The following is a 17,094-nucleotide window of genomic DNA, read 5'->3' as shown; positions in this document are numbered from 1 at the left end:
AGCGTTGGGCAAGCGGTTCCAAGGTGTTCCCTGAGTGGTCCCTGTGAGTTTCTCAGGAAAATCACAGACTCCGGAAAGCGTGTTCTTAGGGGACCCCGACAAGGTGTCCACTATGACCACGACCTCGCCCCAGGGGCGCACCGAACTGCTGAGGCCGGACGGGAGCCCCGTCCGAGTGCTTGTGGTGGACGACGAGCTGTCGATCACCGAGCTGCTGTCCATGGCCCTCCGATACGAGGGCTGGCAGATCCGTAGCGCGGGTGACGGGACCGGCGCGATCCAGACCGCGCGCGAGTTCCGGCCCGACGCCGTCGTCCTCGACATGATGCTGCCGGACATGGACGGCCTGACCGTCCTGGGACGCATGCGCAGAGAGCTGCCGGACGTCCCGGTGCTGTTCCTGACGGCCAAGGACGCCGTCGAGGACCGTATCGCCGGGCTCACCGCCGGCGGCGACGACTACGTCACCAAGCCGTTCAGCCTCGAAGAGGTCGTCGCCCGGCTGCGCGGGCTGATCCGCCGCTCCGGTGCCGCCGACCGCCGTTCGGACTCCGTGCTGGTCGTGGGTGACCTCACCCTCGACGAGGACAGCCACGAGGTGTCGCGGGCCGGCGAGGGCATCCACCTCACCGCGACCGAGTTTGAGCTGTTGCGCTTCCTCATGCGTAATCCCCGGCGTGTACTCAGCAAGGCACAGATCCTCGACCGGGTGTGGTCGTACGACTTCGGAGGGCAGGCCAACGTGGTCGAGCTCTACATCTCGTACCTGCGCCGGAAGATCGACGCGGGACGTGAGCCGATGATCCACACCCGGCGCGGCGCCGGTTACCTGATCAAGCCCGCGGCCTCATGAGCGGGCGACGACGGCCGCGTGCGCAGAAGAAGCGAGCGGGTAAGCCGCGCACCCTGCGGACCCGGCTCGTCGTCGCGTCCGTGACGCTGATCGCGGTGGTGTGCGCGGTGATCGGGACCGTGACGACACTGGCGCTGCGATCGCATCTGTACGAGCAGTTGGACAGCAGGCTCGGCGAGGTGTCGGCCCGTGCCTCGGGCGGCTTCGGACAGCCGCCCGGTGCGAACAAGGACGACTCGGTCCCGCCCAGCCAGAAGGACAAGACGGTCGTGCAGAAGGGAGAGGCGGTCGATCTCTCCCAGTTCGTCTCCCGGGGACCGCAACCGGAGGGCACGCTGGCCGCGAGCGTCCAGAACGGGATCATCACCGACGGCAAGGTCGGTGAGAAGAAGAAGGACAGCAGCACCGGGGTCACCAACATGAGCCCCGTGGCGCTCTCCAACGCCCAGAAGACAGCGCTCAACGAGGTCTCCCAGGACGGCAAGGCGCACACCGCGGAGCTCCCCGGGCTGGGTGACTACCGCGTCAAGTACGTCACCGGCCCCAACGGCAACTACTACGTCGCCATCCCCACCTCGGACACCCAAAGCACCATCAACACCCTGATCCTCGTCGAGGTGAGTGTCACCGCCGCCGGTCTCGTGGCCGCGGGCATCGCCGGCTACGTCCTCGTCGGCGTCGCCACCCGCCCCCTCCGCCGGGTCGCCGCCACCGCCACCCGCGTCTCCGAACTCCCGCTCCACACCGGCGAGGTCACCCTCAACGAACGCGTCCCCGAGTCCGAGACCGACCCGCACACCGAGGTCGGCCAGGTCGGCGCCGCGCTCAACCGGATGCTCGACCATGTGCACGGCGCCCTGCACGCCAGACAGCAGAGCGAGATGCGGGTACGGCAGTTCGTGGCCGACGCCAGCCATGAGCTGCGGACGCCGCTCGCCTCCATCCGCGGCTACGCGGAGCTGACCCGTCGTGGACGCGAACAGACCGGCCCGGACACCAAGCACGCCCTCGGGAGAATCGAGTCCGAGGCGGGGCGCATGACCCTGCTCGTCGAGGATCTGCTCCTCCTCGCCCGCCTCGACGCGGGCAGACCGCTCCAGTTCGACCAGACCGACCTCATCCCGCTCGTCGTGGACACCATCAGCGACTCGCGCGCGGCCGGCATGGACCACAACTGGCGGCTCGACCTGCCCGACGAACCGGCCCTCGTGTCGGCGGACGCGGCCCGTATCCAGCAGGTGCTGATCAATCTGCTGGGCAACGCCCGCAAGCACACCCCGCCCGGTACGACGATCACCGCCCGCGTGCAGCGGCGCGGACCGTGGATGTGCGTGGACGTCGAGGACAACGGCCAGGGCATCCCGCCGGATTTGCTGCCGCATGTCTTCGAGCGGTTCGCGCGCGGCGACTCGGCGCGCTCCCGCTCCACGGGATCGACGGGTCTGGGCCTCGCCATCGTGCAGGCGGTCGCGACCGCGCACGGCGGCGCGGTCACCGTGGACAGCGTTCCCGGACGCACGGTGTTCACCGTGCATCTGCCCGCGCTGGCACCGGCTGTGCCCATGCCCGCCCCCGAAACGAATTGGCAATCGCACTCACAGGCACAGCACAGTGCCACCACATGGGTGCAACAGGGCGTTTGAGGAGAGTCGGTTCATGCGAACCGACTCTTCTCCCGGCACCCTGCCGGCGCGGGAGCACCTCCCGGCCGGAGACGCCGGTACGCCTGTCCTGGACGTAGTGATCCCCGTCTACAACGAGGAGAAGGACCTCCAGCCATGTGTGCTCAGACTGCACGAGCACCTCAAGCGCACGTTCCCGTACGCGTTCCGCATCACCATCGCGGACAACGCGTCGATCGACACCACTCCTCAGGTGGCGGCGCGGCTGGAGTCGGAGATCCCCGAGGTCAAATCGTTCCGGCTGGAGCAGAAGGGGCGCGGTCGAGCACTGCGCACCGTCTGGTCCGCCTCGGACGCCCCGATCCTCGCCTATATGGACGTCGACCTCTCCACCGACCTCAACGCGCTGCTGCCCCTGGTGGCACCGCTGATCTCGGGTCACTCCGACCTGGCGATCGGATCCCGGCTGGCCCGCTCGTCGCGTGTCGTGCGTGGCGCCAAGCGCGAGTTCATCAGCCGGACGTACAACCTGATCCTGCGCGGCTCGCTGCAGGCCCGCTTCTCGGACGCCCAGTGCGGATTCAAGGCGATCCGGCGTGATGTGGCCCAGGCGCTGCTGCCGCTCGTCGAGGACACCGGCTGGTTCTTCGACACCGAGATGCTGGTGCTCGCCGAGCGCGCCGGACTCCGTATCCACGAGGTGCCGGTCGACTGGGTCGACGACCCGAACTCGACCGTCCACATCGTGAAGACCGCGACCGAGGACCTGAAGGGAGTGTGGCGGGTGGGCAAGGCCCTGGCCTCCGGTTCGCTGCCGCTCGACCGTGTCACACGTCCCTTCGGTGACGACCCGCGCGACCGCGACATCAAGGACGTGCCCAAGGGCCTGGCCCGCCAGCTCGTCGGGTTCTGTGTCGTGGGCGGCCTCTCCACCCTCTTCTACCTGGTGCTCTACAGCGCCTTCCGGCAGTTCTCCGGCTCGCAGATCGCCAACGCGCTCGCGCTGCTGGTCTCGGCGGTCGCCAACACCGCCGCCAACCGCAGACTGACCTTCGGGGTCCGCGGCCGGGGCGGCGCCGTCCGCCACCAGGCCCAGGGCCTGGTCGTCTTCGCCATCGGCCTCGCGCTGACCAGTGGTTCGCTCGCCGCGCTGAACGCGGCCAGCAGCAACCCGGCGCACTCCACCGAACTGGCGGTCCTGGTGGCCGCCAACCTCGCGGCGACCGTCCTGCGCTTCCTGCTCTTCCGCGCCTGGGTCTTCCCGGACCGCGGTGACAGCGCCGAGGAGTCGACGGTCGTGGCCGTCAACTCCCCTTCGTCGCCCACCTATTCGACGGCCGGGGCGATGCCTCAGCACACGCAGCACCCCGGTTCCTACGGCCCGCTGCCCCACCGGCAGCCCCAGCCCCACCAGGGGTCGTACGACACCACCACCCAGTTCCGCGCCGGTGAAGCCGCGGACGGCACCTGGAGGGACGCGACGATGCAGTTGCAGCCGGTGCGTCCCCACGACACCGATCCGAGGGACCCCCGATGACCACCGAAACCGATCAGACGACCTATCCGGGAGGAGGCGGCCCCTCGTCCTGGGGGGCGCCGACCGGTGACACCGGTACCGGTGCCAGAGACACGGCCGTGCACGAGCCGGTGGCGCCCTCGGACCCCGTGGCCCCCCAGGCCGGTGAGCCCAAGCAGCCGCTCGGGCGCCGCCTGTGGCGCGGCCGGCCCGAGGACCCGCGCTGGGCACGCCCCGCCTTCTGGGGCATGCTGCTCGCGACGGCGCTCCTCTACCTCTACAACCTGAGCGCGTCCGGCTACTCCAACTCCTTCTACTCGGCGGCGGTCCAGGCCGGCAGCAAGAGCTGGAAGGCGATGCTGTTCGGCTCGCTGGACGCGGGCAACGCGATCACCGTCGACAAGCCCTCGGCGTTCCTGTGGCCGATGGAGATCTCGGTCCGCATCTTCGGCCTCAACTCCTGGGCGATCCTGGTCCCCGAGGTCCTCATGGGCGTCGGCACGGTCGCCGTCGTCTACGCGGCGGTCCGCCGCCGGCACAGCCCCCAGGCCGGTCTGATCGCGGGCGCCGTGCTGGCGCTCACCCCGGTCGCCGCGCTGATGTTCCGCTTCAACAACCCTGACGCCGCACTGGCGTTGCTGATGGCGACCGCCTGCTACCTCGTCGTCCGGGCCCTGGAGGACGGCCGTACGAAGTGGCTGGTGTGGGCCGGAGTCGCGATCGGCTTCGCGTTCCTGTCGAAGACCCTTCAGGCCTTCCTGATCCTGCCGCCGCTGGCCATCGTCTACGCAGTCTGCGCGCCGGTGAGCGTGAAGAAGAGGTTCGCCCAACTGGGCCTGGCCACGGGCGCGTTGGTCGTCGCGGCCGGCTGGTGGGTGGCGCTCGTCGAGCTGTGGCCGGCGTCCTCGCGCCCCTACATCGGCGGCTCGCAGAACAACAGCTTCCTTGAACTGACCTTCGGCTACAACGGGTTCGGCCGCCTCAGCGGCGACGAGACCGGCAGCGTCGGAGGCGGCGGTGGCGGCGGTACCGGCCAGTGGGGTGCCACCGGCTGGGACCGGATGTTCAACTCCGAGATCGGCAGCCAGATCTCCTGGCTGCTGCCCACCGCGCTGATCCTCCTCGTCGCGGGCCTGGTGGCCACGCGCAAGCTCAACCGGACGTCGGTCAGGCGCAGTTCGATGCTCGTGTGGGGCGGCTCGCTGGTGACGACCCTGGTCGTCTTCAGCTACATGGCCGGCATCTTCCACCAGTACTACACGATCGCGCTGGCCCCCTACATGGCCGCCGTCATCGGCATCGGCGCCGGTTCCCTGTGGGAGCGGCGGAGCGAGATCTGGGCGTCGATCACCCTCGCCGCGGCGGTAGTTGCCGCCGGCGTGTGGGGTTACGTCCTCCTCAACCGCACCCCCGACTACCTGCCCTGGCTGAAGTGGCTGGTCCTCCTCGGCTCCCTGGCGGGCGCGCTCGGCCTGATCTTCGTCGCGAAGATCGGCCGCCAACTCGCCCTCGCGGCAGTCGGCTTGAGCATCGTGGCGGGCCTGGCCGGTCCTGCGGCGTACACCATGTCGACGGTCAACTCGGCGCACACCGGCTCGATTCCGACGGCCGGTCCGGCCGGCGCCGGCATGATGGGTGGCGGCGGTCCGGGCGGCGGCGGTCGCGGCGGCTTCGGCGGCGGCAACCGCACCGGCGGCACGGGCACGATGCCCGGCCAGCAGGGCGGCAACGGCGGCACCACCCAGAACCAGGGCGGCGGCTTCCCCGGCGGCGGCACGGGCACGATGCCCGGCGGCGGTACCGGTACGGCACCCGGTGGCGGCGGTACGACCCAGAACCAGGGTGGCGGCTTCGGCGGCCAGACCGGCGGCGACGGCGGCATGGGCGGCGGCGGTGGCGTCGGCGGCCTGCTCAACGGCGCGACGGTCACCTCCGCGGCGAAGAAGCTGCTCCAGACGGACGCCGGCAAGTACACCTGGGTCGCCGCGTCCATCGGCTCCCAGAACGCCGCGAGCTACCAACTCGCCACCGGAGACCCGGTGATGGCGATCGGCGGCTTCAACGGAACCGACCCGTCGCCGACGCTGGCCCAGTTCCAGAAGTACGTGGCGGACGGCAAGATCCACTACTTCATCTCGGGCGGCACCGGCATGGGCGGCAGCAGCACCGGCAGCTCCTCGCAGATCACCTCGTGGGTCGAGAAGAACTACAAGAAGGTGACGGTCGGTTCGGCCACCTTCTACGACCTGACGCAGAAGACGAGCAGTTGAGACGAGTAGTTGATACGAGCAGGTTGAGCTGACGACCGGCTGACCTGAAAGGGGCGGTGACCACCTGGTCACCGCCCCTCTTCATATCTCGGTTGTACGCTGTATGGGAGCTGTTCTACGGTGTACAACATGTCGACCTCCTCAGGCCCCCAGGCCCTCCAGGGCCACCCCCAGCGCTGGATCGTCCTCGGAGTCATCTGCCTGGCGCAGCTCACCGTGCTGCTCGACAACACCGTCCTGAACGTCGCGATCCCCTCGCTCACCCGCGAACTCGACGCGAGCACCGCGGACATCCAGTGGATGATCAACGCGTACTCGCTCGTGCAGTCGGGGCTGTTGCTGACGGCGGGCAGCGCGGCCGACCGCTACGGCCGCAAGAAGATGCTGATCACGGGGCTGGTGCTGTTCGGCACGGGCTCGCTGATCGCCGGACTCGCCGACTCCACCGGGCAGTTGATCGCCGCGCGGGCCGGCATGGGCGTGGGCGGGGCGCTGCTCATCACGACCACCCTCGCCGTCGTGATGCAGATCTTCACCCCCGAGGAGCAGCCGAAGGCGATCGGCATCTGGGCCGCCGTCAACGCGCTCGGCTTCGCGACCGGCCCGCTCCTCGGCGGCTTCATGCTGAACCACTTCTGGTGGGGCGCGATCTTCCTGATCAACCTCCCGGTCGCCGCACTCGCGTTGGTTGCGGCGGTGGCCCTGGTCCCCGAGTCCAAGAACCCGCGCGGCGACCGCCCCGACCTCCTCGGCGCGCTGCTCTCCACCGTCGGCATGGCCGCGCTGGTCTACGCGATCATCTCCGGCCCCGCGCACGGCTGGACGTCGGACCGGGTGCTGCTCACGGGGGCGGTGGCGGTCGTCGTCCTCGCCGCCTTCGCGTACTGGGAGAACCGTGTCCCGTACCCCATGCTCGACCTGGACTTCTTCCGCGACCGCCGCTTCACGGGCGCGGTCACCGGGGTCGTCCTGATCACCTTCGGCATGGCCGGCTCCCTCTTCCTCCTCACCCAGCACCTCCAATTCGTCCTCGGCTACGGCCCGTTGGAGGCCGGCGTGCGGACGGCACCGCTCGCCCTGGTGATCGTCGCGCTCAACTTCTCGGGGCTGGCGGCGAAGTGGACGGCGCGGCTCGGCGCTCCACTGGCCGTCGGGCTGGGCATGGTGCTGATGTCGGCGGGGCTGGTGTCGATCGCGTCGTTCGCGGCCGGTGGATATACGGGGACTCTGGTGGGGCTGATGCTGATCGGGGCGGGGGCCGCGCTGACGAACCCGGCGATGGCTCACGCGATCATGAGTGCGATTCCTGCGGAGAAGGCGGGGGTCGGGGCGGGGATCAACGGCACGTTGGGGGAGTTCGGGAACGGGCTGGGGGTCGCGGTGTTGGGGGCGGTACTGAGTTCTCGGTTCGCGGCGGTGTCCCTGCCGGTGGGCTTGGCGGCGGCGTCTTCGGTTGAGGAGAGGCAGAAGGTGACCGATTCCTTCTCTGCCGGGCTGGAGGTCAGTCAGTTGGTGGGGGCGGTTGCTGTTTTGGCCGGGGGGTTGCTCGCTGCGGCGTTGTTGTGGCGGGCGGAGCGGGCAGACTCGGAGATGGTGGTCGCCCAGTAGCTCGGGTGGCGGGGTGCGTGGGCGGCTGCGGGTGCGTTGTGGCTGGTCGCGCCCACGCGGCGGGGCCGTATATGTCACAGCCCCGCGCCCCTGGATACTGGCCCGGGATTGAAATGCTGAGGTAGGTGCGTCATGGCCAAGACAAGCCCGTCGTCCGGGCGTTCCGCGCGTACCAGTGTCTGGCTGGAGAGCCGGACGCGCCGGAGCGGACGTGGGGGCGGACAGCCCTCCGGGCTTGATCGTGATCGCATCACCGACGTCACCGTACGACTGCTGGACGCCGAAGGGCTCGCGAAGTTCTCCATGCGGAGGCTGGCCGCCGAGCTGAATGTGACGGCGATGTCCGTCTACTGGTACGTCGACACCAAGGACGACCTTCTCGAACTCGCCCTGGACGCCGTCTTCGGCGAGTTGCCGTTGCCGGATCCGGAGGCCGCGGGCGAGGACTGGCGGGACCAACTCCGCATGCTGGCCACGGAGTACCGGGGGTTGCTCGTACGGCACCCGTGGGTGTCGCCGCTCGCCGGGACGTTTCTCAACATCGGGCCGAACAACCTGTCCTTCTCCCGTGTCGTCCAGCGCGTGATCCGGCGCACAGGGCTGCCGGAGCACGGGCTGACGGGGGCGATCTCGGCCGTCTTCCAGTTCGTGTACGGCTACGGCACGATCGAGGGCCACTTCTTCGCCCGGGTCGCCGACACCGGCATGACCCCCGACGACTACTTCCGGCACGCCATGACGACGTTCGACGGGGCCCCGACGACCGCCGAGATCGTGGAGGAGTCGAAGAAACTCATGGCGGCCCGGGGCGGCGACACGGTCGCGGAGATGATGGAACGGGACTTCACTTTCGCGCTGGACCTGCTGGTGGCGGGCATCGAGGCGATGGTGAAAAGGGGGTGAACTCCCTTACGGGCTCTAGTCGTCGGTGGCCAGCCGCGCCGGGAAACCCCCGGTGGCAACCGGACCCCACCGCTCCGGTGTCACCCGGATGATCGACTTCCCCTGCTTCAGCATCGCCGCGCGGTACTCGTCCCAGTCCGGGTGCTCCCCGGCGATGTTGCGGTAGTACTCGACGAGCGGTTCCACGGACTCCGGCGGGTCGATGACCTCGGCCGTGCCGTCGATCTGGACCCACGGGTCGTTCCACTCGTCGCTCACGACGACGATGCTGACCCGCGGATCCCGCTTGGCGTTACGGGTCTTGGCCCGCTCGGGGTACGTGGAGACGACGATCCGCCCGGAGTCGTCCACCCCGCAGGTCAGCGGCGAAGCCTGCGGGCTGCCGTCGGCCCGCCGGGTCAGCAGCAGCGCGCGGTGCCGGGGTCGTACGAAGTCGAGCAACTCGTCCAGGGTGACGGTGGTGTTGGTCGCGATGTTCGGTGCCATACCGCCACCCTAGGCGCACCGCCCCCGCTCACGCCTGAGGCAGCGACTCCCCCTGCACCGCCTGGACGTCCAGTTCGACCTTGAGCGTCGTACCGATCGCGGCGATGCCCGCCTGGACGACCTGGTTGTAGTTCATCGCGAAGTCCTCGCGGTGCAGTTCCGTGGTGGCCCGGAACGCGGCCCGCGTGCCGCCCCAGGGGTCGGCGCCGGTGCCGAGGTAGGCGAGGTCGAGGGCGACCGGTCGTACGACACCGTGGAGGGTCAGGTCGCCGGAGACCGTCCAGCGGTCGGAACCCGCCGGGGCCAGGCCCGTGGAGCGGTAGGTGATCTCCGGGTGGCGGTCCACGTCCAGGAAGTCCGCGGACCGCAGGTGGGTGTCCCGCATGCCGTTGCCGGTGTCGATGGACGCGGCCCGGATGACCGCCTCCACCCGGGACTTGGCGATGTCGTCGGGCGCGATCTCGACCGTGGCCGTGAAGTCGGTGAACCGGCCGCGCACGCTGGAGATGCCCAGGTGCTGCGCGACCGCGCCGACCGTGGAGTGCGCGGGGTCGACGGTCCACGGGCCGGGCGGCGGGAGTTCGGTGCCGCCCTGCCGGGCCAGCGTGACCGTGCCGACCTCGGCCCGGCGGCTCGCGGTGACGATCGCGGTGGCGGCGGCGGGCGCGTACCCGACGGCGGTCACGATCACCGTGTACGGCCCGGGCGCCATCGGGTTCGGGTCCTGCACCGCCCCCTCCGCGTCCGCCTCGGCCCGCAGCACCTGAGCCCCGGTCATGTCGGTCACCGTGACGACCGCGTGCGACACGGCCCATCCGTCGCGGGTACGGATCTTCGCGGTCAGTCCGGTCGGTCCCATGTCCCTCAAACTCCTTGCCGTACAGCCTTGTTCAGTCTTATTCAGTATTTTTCAGCACCAACGAGACCGGCCCGTGGGGCGTGCCTCCGCTCGGGACACGCTCCACGGGCCGGGGTGGGTGGGCGAACTACTCGCCGGGGTGGGCCAGTTCGATGTCGTGGCCGTCGGCTCCGCCGCCGTTCAGCGTGAGGGCGGTGGCGACCGGCGGGTAGCCCGTCGCGATCACCGTGTACTCGCCGCCGCTCAGATCGGTGAAGGCGTACGCCCCGTCGGAACCGGTGGTGGCGGTGCCGACCACGTTGCCCGCCGCGTCCACGAGGGTCACGCGGGCGTCGGCCAGCGGGCCGTGCGGGGCGCGGACCACACCGAGGACCTGGGCACCGGAGTCGAGGTCTATCTCGACCCGGGTGACGCCGGTGCCGCCGACCTCGACGGGCAGCGCGCGCGGCCGGTACCCGGCGGCGTTCACCGCGATGGTCACGGCCCCCGGCACCAGCTCGGCGAACGCGAACTCGCCCTGCTCACCGGTGATTCCGCTGGACAACAGATCTCCGCGCACATCGGTCACGACGACCATCGCGTCCTTGACGGGCAGACCCGAATCGGCCGCCCGGACAAGGCCGTTGAGGCCGCTGGTACCGCTGAGGAGGACGTCGTACGACACCGGGTCGCTGCCGTTGACGACGACCGTCGACGCCTGCGGCTGGAAGGCGTCGGCGGAGGCGATCAGGACGTACGAGCCGACGCTCGGCGCGTCCAGCGCGTAGGAGCCGTCCGCCTGCGTGACCGAGCGGCCCAACTGGCGTCCCCCGAGGGAGATCAGCGTGACGGCGGCCTGCGGGACGGCCACGCTCTCGGCGCCCCGGACGAAGCCGCGGACGGGAATCCCACCCGAGACGGCTGTGGAGTCGGATGTGGTCACGGGTGTGGTCTCCTCCCCGGCCACCGTCGCTACGGCGGCGGCCTGGACGTTCGTGGCGACTACGGCGCTCTCCCGGGCCGGCGGCGGAACCTCGGCGGCGTCGAGCACGCCCACCGCCTCCTCCGCGGCCTGGGCCAGCCCGCCGGACGTCCGCAGCGGGACCTCCTTGATGAACATGACGACGACGAAGGCGATGAGCGCGAAGGGGGCCGCGTAGAGGAACACGTCGGCGATGCCGTGGCCGTAGGCGCTCTCCAGCCAGGTGCGGACCGTGCTGGGCAGGGCGTCCATGTCCGGGAGCGCGCTGCTGCCGACGGCCTTCGCGGCGGCGGCCTGCGACTGCGGGTCGAGCGAGGCGACGGTGTCCTTGGCGTAGTGCGTGATCCGGCCGGACATGACCGAGCCGAGCACACCGACGCCGACCGCGCCGCCGAGCGAGCGGAAGAAGCTCACGGTGGAGGAGGCGGCGCCGAGGTCCTTCGGGGTGACCTGGTTCTGCGTGGAGAGGACCAGGTTCTGCATCATCGTGCCGACGCCGATGCCCAACAGGGCCATGTAGATCGACAGTTCCCAGTACGGGGTGTCGTAGCGCATCAGGCCGAGCAGGCCCAGGCCCGCGGTGAGGAAGAGACCGCCGGCGACCAGCCAGCCCTTCCAGCGGCCGGTCTTGGTGATGAAACGGCCGGAGACCATCGACGCGACGAACAGACCGCCGATCATCGGGATCGTCATGACACCGGACATCGTCGGGGACTTGTCGCGGGCGAGCTGGAAGTACTGGGAGAAGAAGACGGTGCCCGAGTACATGCCGACGCCGACGAAGAGGGAGGCGAGGGAAGCGAGCGACACCGTGCGGTTGCGGAACAGGCGCAGCGGGATGATCGGCTCGCTCGCCCGGGTCTCGGTGAACACGAACAGCAGCGCCAGCACGAACGTGCCGCCCACCATCGTGTACGTCTGCCACGACAGCCAGTCGTACTTGTCGTCGGCGAAGGTCACCCAGACCAGCAGCAGCGAGGCGGCGGCGGTGATGAAGAAGGCGCCGGTCCAGTCGACCTTGACCTTCCGCTTGGTGACGGGGAGGTGCAGCGTCTTCTGGAGCACGACCAGCGCGATCAGCGCGAAGGGGATACCGACGAAGAGGCAGTAGCGCCAGCCGAGCCACGAGGTGTCGGTGATCACACCGCCGAGCAGCGGGCCGCCGACGGTCGCGACGGCGAAGGTGGCGCCGGTGTAGCCGGAGTACCGGCCGCGCTCGCGGGGGGCGATCATCGCGGCCATCACGACCTGCACGAGGGCGGAGAGACCGCCGGCGCCGAGGCCCTGGATGACCCGGGCGCCGATCAGCATCGCCGGGTTCTGCGCGAGGCCGGCGACGACCGAGCCGATGATGTAGATGACCAGGGACAGTTGGACCAGGGCCTTCTTGCTGACCAGGTCCGCCATCTTGCCCCACAGCGGCACCGAGGCCGTCATGGAGAGCAGGGCCGCGGTGACGACCCAGGTGTAGGCCTCCTGGCCGCCGCCCAGGCTGCCGATGATGGTCGGCAGGGCGTTGGTGACGATCGTCGACGAGATGATCGCGGCGAACAGACCGAGCAGCAGCCCGGAGAGCGCCTCCATGATCTGCCGGTGGGTCATCGGTGCGCCGTCGGGGGCCGCGGGGGAACCCCCTCCGTGCTTGGCGTGAGCCCGCACACCGGCTGGTGTGGTCGTTGCCATGGGCTTCCTTTTCTTCCGTGCTTATGCGGGTGTACGGGGGGTGTGTACGAGTTCGGGGTGGGGGGTCGTGTGACGGGGCGGTGCGGTACGGCAGTCGCCGAAGTCGGCGCGGAGCCGGGTCATCAGCCGGATGAGCTGCCCGACCTCCTCGTCGCTCCAGTCGCTCAGCCGGTCGGCGAGCAACTGGGCGGTCCGCCGGGAGAGTTCGTCCACCTTGGCCTGGCCGCCGGGGGTGAGGCGCAGGATGCGGGAGCGCTTGTCCGCGGGGTCGGGGGACCGTTCGATCCAGCCCCGGTCGACGACATGCGCGACATGGCGGCTGGTCACGGACATGTCGACGGAGAGCAGCTCCGCGAGCTTGCTCATCCGCATGTCGCCGTACCGGCCGAGCAGGGTCAGTACGGCCGCGGAGCCGCCGGGGCAGTCGGACGGCATGATCCGTCCCAGCTCCCTGCGCACGGCGCCGAAGGCACTGAACTGACGCATCAGCTCCTCGTACTGCGCCTGCTCGGCCATCACACCTCCCGTTGCTCTCCATGTTCGTTGCTTAGGGCAACCATAAGAGAGGTTGGTTGCTACAGGCAAATAAAACGGGTAGGCGCGGCATAAAAAGTTGGCAAAGGCAAGCATTGCCGAACGTAAACCCACAGGTGAGGGTGGCCGTTCGAGGCCCCGCACTTGGGTGTCCCCCGGGGATTCGCTAGTGTCTCGGCCCATGGCAAACACCCAGGGCCCCGAGGGCAACTACGACCCCGCCGGCAGCACCCAGATGTTCCGTGCCTTCGTCGACGAGACCCCCCAGGGCGGACCGCAGCAGCAGGCCGCCGCCTCCGCAGGACCCCGCATCGGCCTGATCGTCGGCGTCGTCGTCGCCGTGCTGGTCGTGGCGGCGGTGGTGTACCTGGCGGCGATGTAGTTCCGACCGCTTCAACCGGGCGGTGACCCGGCGGGTCGGCTCCACGGCGAACCGGTGGCCCGTCGGCTCCAGGGCTCGGAAGCCCGGTTGCTCGCACAGTCGGTGGGCCGCGGCGCGGTTCGGCCGCGAGGTGGGGTCGACGGTCCGGGCGCCGGCTTCCCGGGCGATCCGCAGCGCCTCGTTCGTGCGCGGCGATGCGCCGCCCCGGGGGCGAGCTGTCGACGACCATGTCCTCGACGCGCTCATGCGGCAGAGCCGCATATCGGCGCAGCCCGCGCCCGTGCGGGGCGCTGTCGCCCAGCGCCACTCGACGGACACGTCCCGCGTCTCGATGTGCGTGCCGAAGGTGACCGTGCCTGAACGCACTGCTGTGCCGCCGGAGTTGGTGGAGCGGGTGTTGAAGTCCCGCTCCTCTTACGTGACTTGGGTGCGTCCGGCGGTATCGGTGTCACGCCGCCGGTCGGGCGGGTCGCCACCCGGCCGCCGCTGTCACCGCCTTCTCCGCGCGCGGACGACGGCCGCCGACGCACCCGGCAGGGTGCCTCGGCGGCCAGTTGTCCGTGTCGGACGAAGTGTCGTGCCACCGCGCCATGGCGGCTGACACTCCGTCACATGAGAACCCTCGTGGCCCTGTTGGGGGTCAGTCGGAGATCAGGCCCTCGCGCAGGGTCGACAGGGTGCGCGTGAGGAGGCGGGAGACGTGCATCTGGGAGATGCCGACCTCCTCGCCGATCTGTGACTGGGTCATGTTGGCGAAGAAGCGCAGCATGATGATCCGGCGCTCGCGGGGCGGGAGCTTGGCGAGCAGCGGCTTGAGCGACTCGCGGTACTCCACGCCCTCCAGGGCCGTGTCCTCGTAGCCGAGGCGGTCCGCCAGCGAGCCCTCGCCGCCGTCGTCCTCGGGGGCCGGGGAGTCGAGCGAGGAGGCGGTGTACGCGTTGCCGACCGCGAGGCCGTCGACGACGTCCTCCTCGGACACGCCCAGGACCACGGCGAGTTCGGGGACGGTCGGCGACCGGTCCAGCTTCTGGGAGAGCTCGTCGCTGGCCTTCGTCAGGGCCAGTCGCAGCTCCTGAAGGCGACGCGGGACGCGCACCGACCACGACGTGTCGCGGAAGAAGCGCTTGATCTCGCCCACGACGGTCGGCATCGCGAACGTCGGGAACTCCACCCCGCGTTCGCAGTCGAAGCGGTCGATCGCCTTGATCAGGCCGATCGTGCCGACCTGGACGATGTCCTCCATCGGCTCGTTGCGGGAGCGGAAACGCGCGGCGGCGTAACGCACCAGCGGGAGATTGAGCTCGATGAGGGTGTCCCTGACGTAACCACGCTCGGGGCTGTTCTCGTCGAGTGCGGCGAGCCGCAGGAAGAGGGAGCGGGACAGGGTGCGGGTGTCGATGGCTCCCGTGGTCGGGAGGGCCGGGGCCGGTACGGCGGGTACGGCCTCGAGGACCGTAACGGCGTCGAGTGCGGGCTCAGCCTCGCTCTTGGTGAGCGTGAGCACCTTCGAGCTGCCCTGGTCTGCGGACATGCCACCCCCTTTGGGTCGCGGGACGGTCGCGGCGATCGCCCCCGTCTGGGGAGCGGTGCCTTCACCTGAATACCGGAGCCGGGGCCTCGGCAAACGCGCTTCCCGCAGAATGTCACATGTCGGCAACACGCTGTAGTGACATGTCGACTTGTCTGTTACGAATCGGCCCTGGAAACAGGGGGTCTGACGGCTTTTCAGCCCAGAACTGTCGGGAAGAGGCCCGATAGGCGATTCGTTCGTACCGGTGACATCTCGCTCGGGCTTTCGACCGGGCCCCGCCGCGGCGCTACGCCTCGATACGGTTCGCGGAGCGCAGTCGCTGGAAGCTGCGCGCGAGGAGCCGGGAGACGTGCATCTGGGAGACGCCGAGTTCCGCGCTGATCTGTGACTGGGTGAGGTTGCTGTAGTAGCGCAGGAGAAGGATTCGCTGTTCGCGCTCCGGGAGCTGGACGAGGAGATGGCGGACGAGGTCGCGGTGTTCCACGCCGTCCAGGGCCGGGTCCTCGTAGCCGAGCCGGTCGAGGAGTCCGGGCAGTCCGTCGCCCTCCTGGGCGGCCTCCAGGGAGGTCGCGTGGTACGACCTCCCGGCCTCGATGCAGGACAGCACCTCGTCCTCGCCGATGCGCAGCCGCTCGGCGATCTCGCCGGTGGTGGGGGTGCGCCCGAAGGCGGTCGTCAGGTCCTCGGTCGCCGCGTTGACCTGCACCCACAACTCGTGCAGCCGACGCGGGACATGGACCGTGCGGACGTTGTCACGGAAGTAGCGCTTGATCTCGCCGATGACGGTCGGCATCGCGAACGTCGGGAACTGCACGCCCCGGTCCGGGTCGAAGCGGTCGATGGCGTTGATCAGACCGATGGTGCCGACCTGGACGACGTCCTCCATCGGCTCGTTGCGGGAGCGGAAGCGGGCGGCGGCGTAGCGCACGAGCGGGAGATTCGCCTCGATGAGCGCCCCGCGCACCCGGTTGTGCTCCGGCGTACCCGGCTGGAGCCCCTTGAGCTGGCCGAACAGCACCTGGGTGAGGGCCCGGGTGTCGGCACCGCGGCTGCGCGGCGGAGCGGCTACCACCGGGGTCTGGGCGGGCGCCTCGTCCTGGGGCGGCGCCGTACTGGCCGACACGGTCAACGCCACACCTCTTCAATAGGTCAACTTCAATAGGTCAACTCATCCGTCAAAAGCGGTCATAGCATCACAAGACATGTGCACTGTGTGCAAGCACCGCCTAATACCGTGTTAAGCCGTGTTGCGCAACAAAAGCCCCCCGCCGTGACGGCAGGGGGCTTTCCGGGGAGGTACTCAGATCTCGTAGTCGGCGATCACCCACGTGGCGAACTCGCGCCACAGCACGACGCCCGCCTGGTGCGCGGGGTGCTCGACGTACCGCTTCAGCGCGTCGGCGTCGTCGACCGCCGAGTTGATCGCGAAGTCGTAGGCGATGGGGCGGTCGCTGATGTTCCAGCCCAGCTCCCAGAAGCGCAGTTCGTCGATCAGGTCGCCTAGCGGGCGGAAGGCCTCGACGCCGGCGACGACCCGCGGGTCGTCGCGCCGGACGCCCTCGTTGAGCTTGAACAGGACGAGGTGGCGGATCATCTGCGTGCTCCCGGGTGGTCGGCTACTGCGCCCCGTCGGCCAGCCAGGTCATGAAGTCGCCGATGGCCTTCGCGGCGTCCGATATGCCCTCGAAGCCTATCTGGACGTAGTCGGCGGCCTTGGACGGGTCCGTGATGATCACGTACAGCGCGAAGACCACGAGCACATAGACGGCGATCTTCTTCGCGTTCACCGCCATCGCGGCCTCCCCTGTGACTCCGTGCCCCGAGGGCCCCCTGCTGCCGGCCGCGAGTGTAACCTTCACGGCTCCTTTGTGGACCAACGGCCCGCA

General features: G+C 69.6%; 15 protein-coding genes. 7 read left to right on the top strand and 8 right to left on the bottom strand.

Translation table 11 applies throughout. The features are described 5' to 3' along the window. The first annotated feature begins 112 nt into the window (after positions 1 to 112). The 6 genes from OG223_RS26185 (at position 113) to OG223_RS26160 (ending at position 8,772) form a co-directional block, all read left to right on the top strand. Positions 113 to 853: a response regulator transcription factor gene (locus tag OG223_RS26185; protein WP_019054929.1), complete on the top strand. Its 741-nt coding sequence runs from the start codon at positions 113 to 115 to the stop codon at positions 851 to 853. Next, entirely contained in the window at positions 850 to 2,496 is a 1,647-nt protein-coding gene (locus OG223_RS26180; protein WP_329253330.1) for a sensor histidine kinase, read from the top strand. The genes OG223_RS26185 and OG223_RS26180 overlap by 4 nt, the downstream gene beginning before the upstream one ends. A gap of 13 nt (positions 2,497 to 2,509) precedes the next feature. Then, a complete protein-coding gene (locus tag OG223_RS26175) occupies positions 2,510 to 4,012 on the top strand; it encodes a bifunctional glycosyltransferase family 2/GtrA family protein (protein WP_329253328.1) in 1,503 nt (500 codons plus the stop codon). Further along, positions 4,009 to 6,261, top strand: coding sequence for a glycosyltransferase family 39 protein (locus OG223_RS26170; RefSeq protein WP_329253325.1), 2,253 nt, complete (start codon positions 4,009 to 4,011; stop codon positions 6,259 to 6,261). The genes OG223_RS26175 and OG223_RS26170 overlap by 4 nt, the downstream gene beginning before the upstream one ends. A gap of 129 nt (positions 6,262 to 6,390) precedes the next feature. Continuing rightward, complete coding sequence (locus OG223_RS26165) at positions 6,391 to 7,869, top strand: MFS transporter (RefSeq protein ID WP_329253322.1); 1,479 nt, start codon at positions 6,391 to 6,393, stop codon at positions 7,867 to 7,869. Positions 7,870 to 8,001: 132 nt separating this feature from the next. Next, entirely contained in the window at positions 8,002 to 8,772 is a 771-nt protein-coding gene (locus tag OG223_RS26160) for a TetR/AcrR family transcriptional regulator (RefSeq protein ID WP_329253319.1), read from the top strand. 15 nt (positions 8,773 to 8,787) lie between these two features. Here the strand turns inward: OG223_RS26160 and OG223_RS26155 are convergent, their stop codons facing one another. The 4 genes from OG223_RS26155 to OG223_RS26140 form a co-directional block, all read right to left on the bottom strand. Continuing rightward, positions 8,788 to 9,258, bottom strand: coding sequence for a PPOX class F420-dependent oxidoreductase (locus OG223_RS26155; protein WP_329253316.1), 471 nt, complete (start codon positions 9,256 to 9,258; stop codon positions 8,788 to 8,790). Positions 9,259 to 9,286: 28 nt separating this feature from the next. Continuing rightward, entirely contained in the window at positions 9,287 to 10,117 is an 831-nt protein-coding gene (locus OG223_RS26150) for a YceI family protein (protein ID WP_329253313.1), read from the bottom strand. Positions 10,118 to 10,244: 127 nt separating this feature from the next. Then, positions 10,245 to 12,761: an MFS transporter gene (locus OG223_RS26145; protein ID WP_329253310.1), complete on the bottom strand. Its 2,517-nt coding sequence runs from the start codon at positions 12,759 to 12,761 to the stop codon at positions 10,245 to 10,247. A gap of 21 nt (positions 12,762 to 12,782) precedes the next feature. Continuing rightward, entirely contained in the window at positions 12,783 to 13,277 is a 495-nt protein-coding gene (locus tag OG223_RS26140; RefSeq protein WP_329253307.1) for a MarR family winged helix-turn-helix transcriptional regulator, read from the bottom strand. A 199-nt stretch (positions 13,278 to 13,476) separates the two neighbouring features. On the opposite strand from OG223_RS26140, the gene OG223_RS26135 reads away from it, so the two are divergent. After that, on the top strand, positions 13,477 to 13,677 hold the full coding sequence (locus OG223_RS26135) for a hypothetical protein (RefSeq protein ID WP_329253305.1): 201 nt from the start codon (positions 13,477 to 13,479) through the stop codon (positions 13,675 to 13,677). A gap of 640 nt (positions 13,678 to 14,317) precedes the next feature. Here OG223_RS26135 and OG223_RS26130 read toward each other — a convergent pair. The 4 genes from OG223_RS26130 to OG223_RS26115 form a co-directional block, all read right to left on the bottom strand. Then, a complete protein-coding gene (locus OG223_RS26130; protein ID WP_329253302.1) occupies positions 14,318 to 15,208 on the bottom strand; it encodes an RNA polymerase sigma factor SigF in 891 nt (296 codons plus the stop codon). A gap of 286 nt (positions 15,209 to 15,494) precedes the next feature. After that, positions 15,495 to 16,343, bottom strand: coding sequence for an RNA polymerase sigma factor SigF (locus OG223_RS26125; protein WP_329253299.1), 849 nt, complete (start codon positions 16,341 to 16,343; stop codon positions 15,495 to 15,497). A gap of 165 nt (positions 16,344 to 16,508) precedes the next feature. After that, on the bottom strand, positions 16,509 to 16,802 hold the full coding sequence (locus tag OG223_RS26120; RefSeq protein ID WP_329253297.1) for a Dabb family protein: 294 nt from the start codon (positions 16,800 to 16,802) through the stop codon (positions 16,509 to 16,511). Between the two features lie 22 nt (positions 16,803 to 16,824). Next, positions 16,825 to 17,001 carry a hypothetical protein gene (locus tag OG223_RS26115; RefSeq protein ID WP_019073295.1) on the bottom strand — a complete coding sequence of 59 codons (177 nt, stop codon included), beginning with the start codon at positions 16,999 to 17,001 and terminating at the stop codon, positions 16,825 to 16,827. Positions 17,002 to 17,094 lie beyond the last annotated feature (93 nt).

Origin of the sequence: Streptomyces sp. NBC_01478, from assembly GCF_036227225.1 — a bacterium.
Taxonomy (GTDB): Bacteria; Actinomycetota; Actinomycetes; order Streptomycetales; family Streptomycetaceae; genus Streptomyces.
This window is presented reverse-complemented; position numbering and strand designations above follow the sequence as displayed.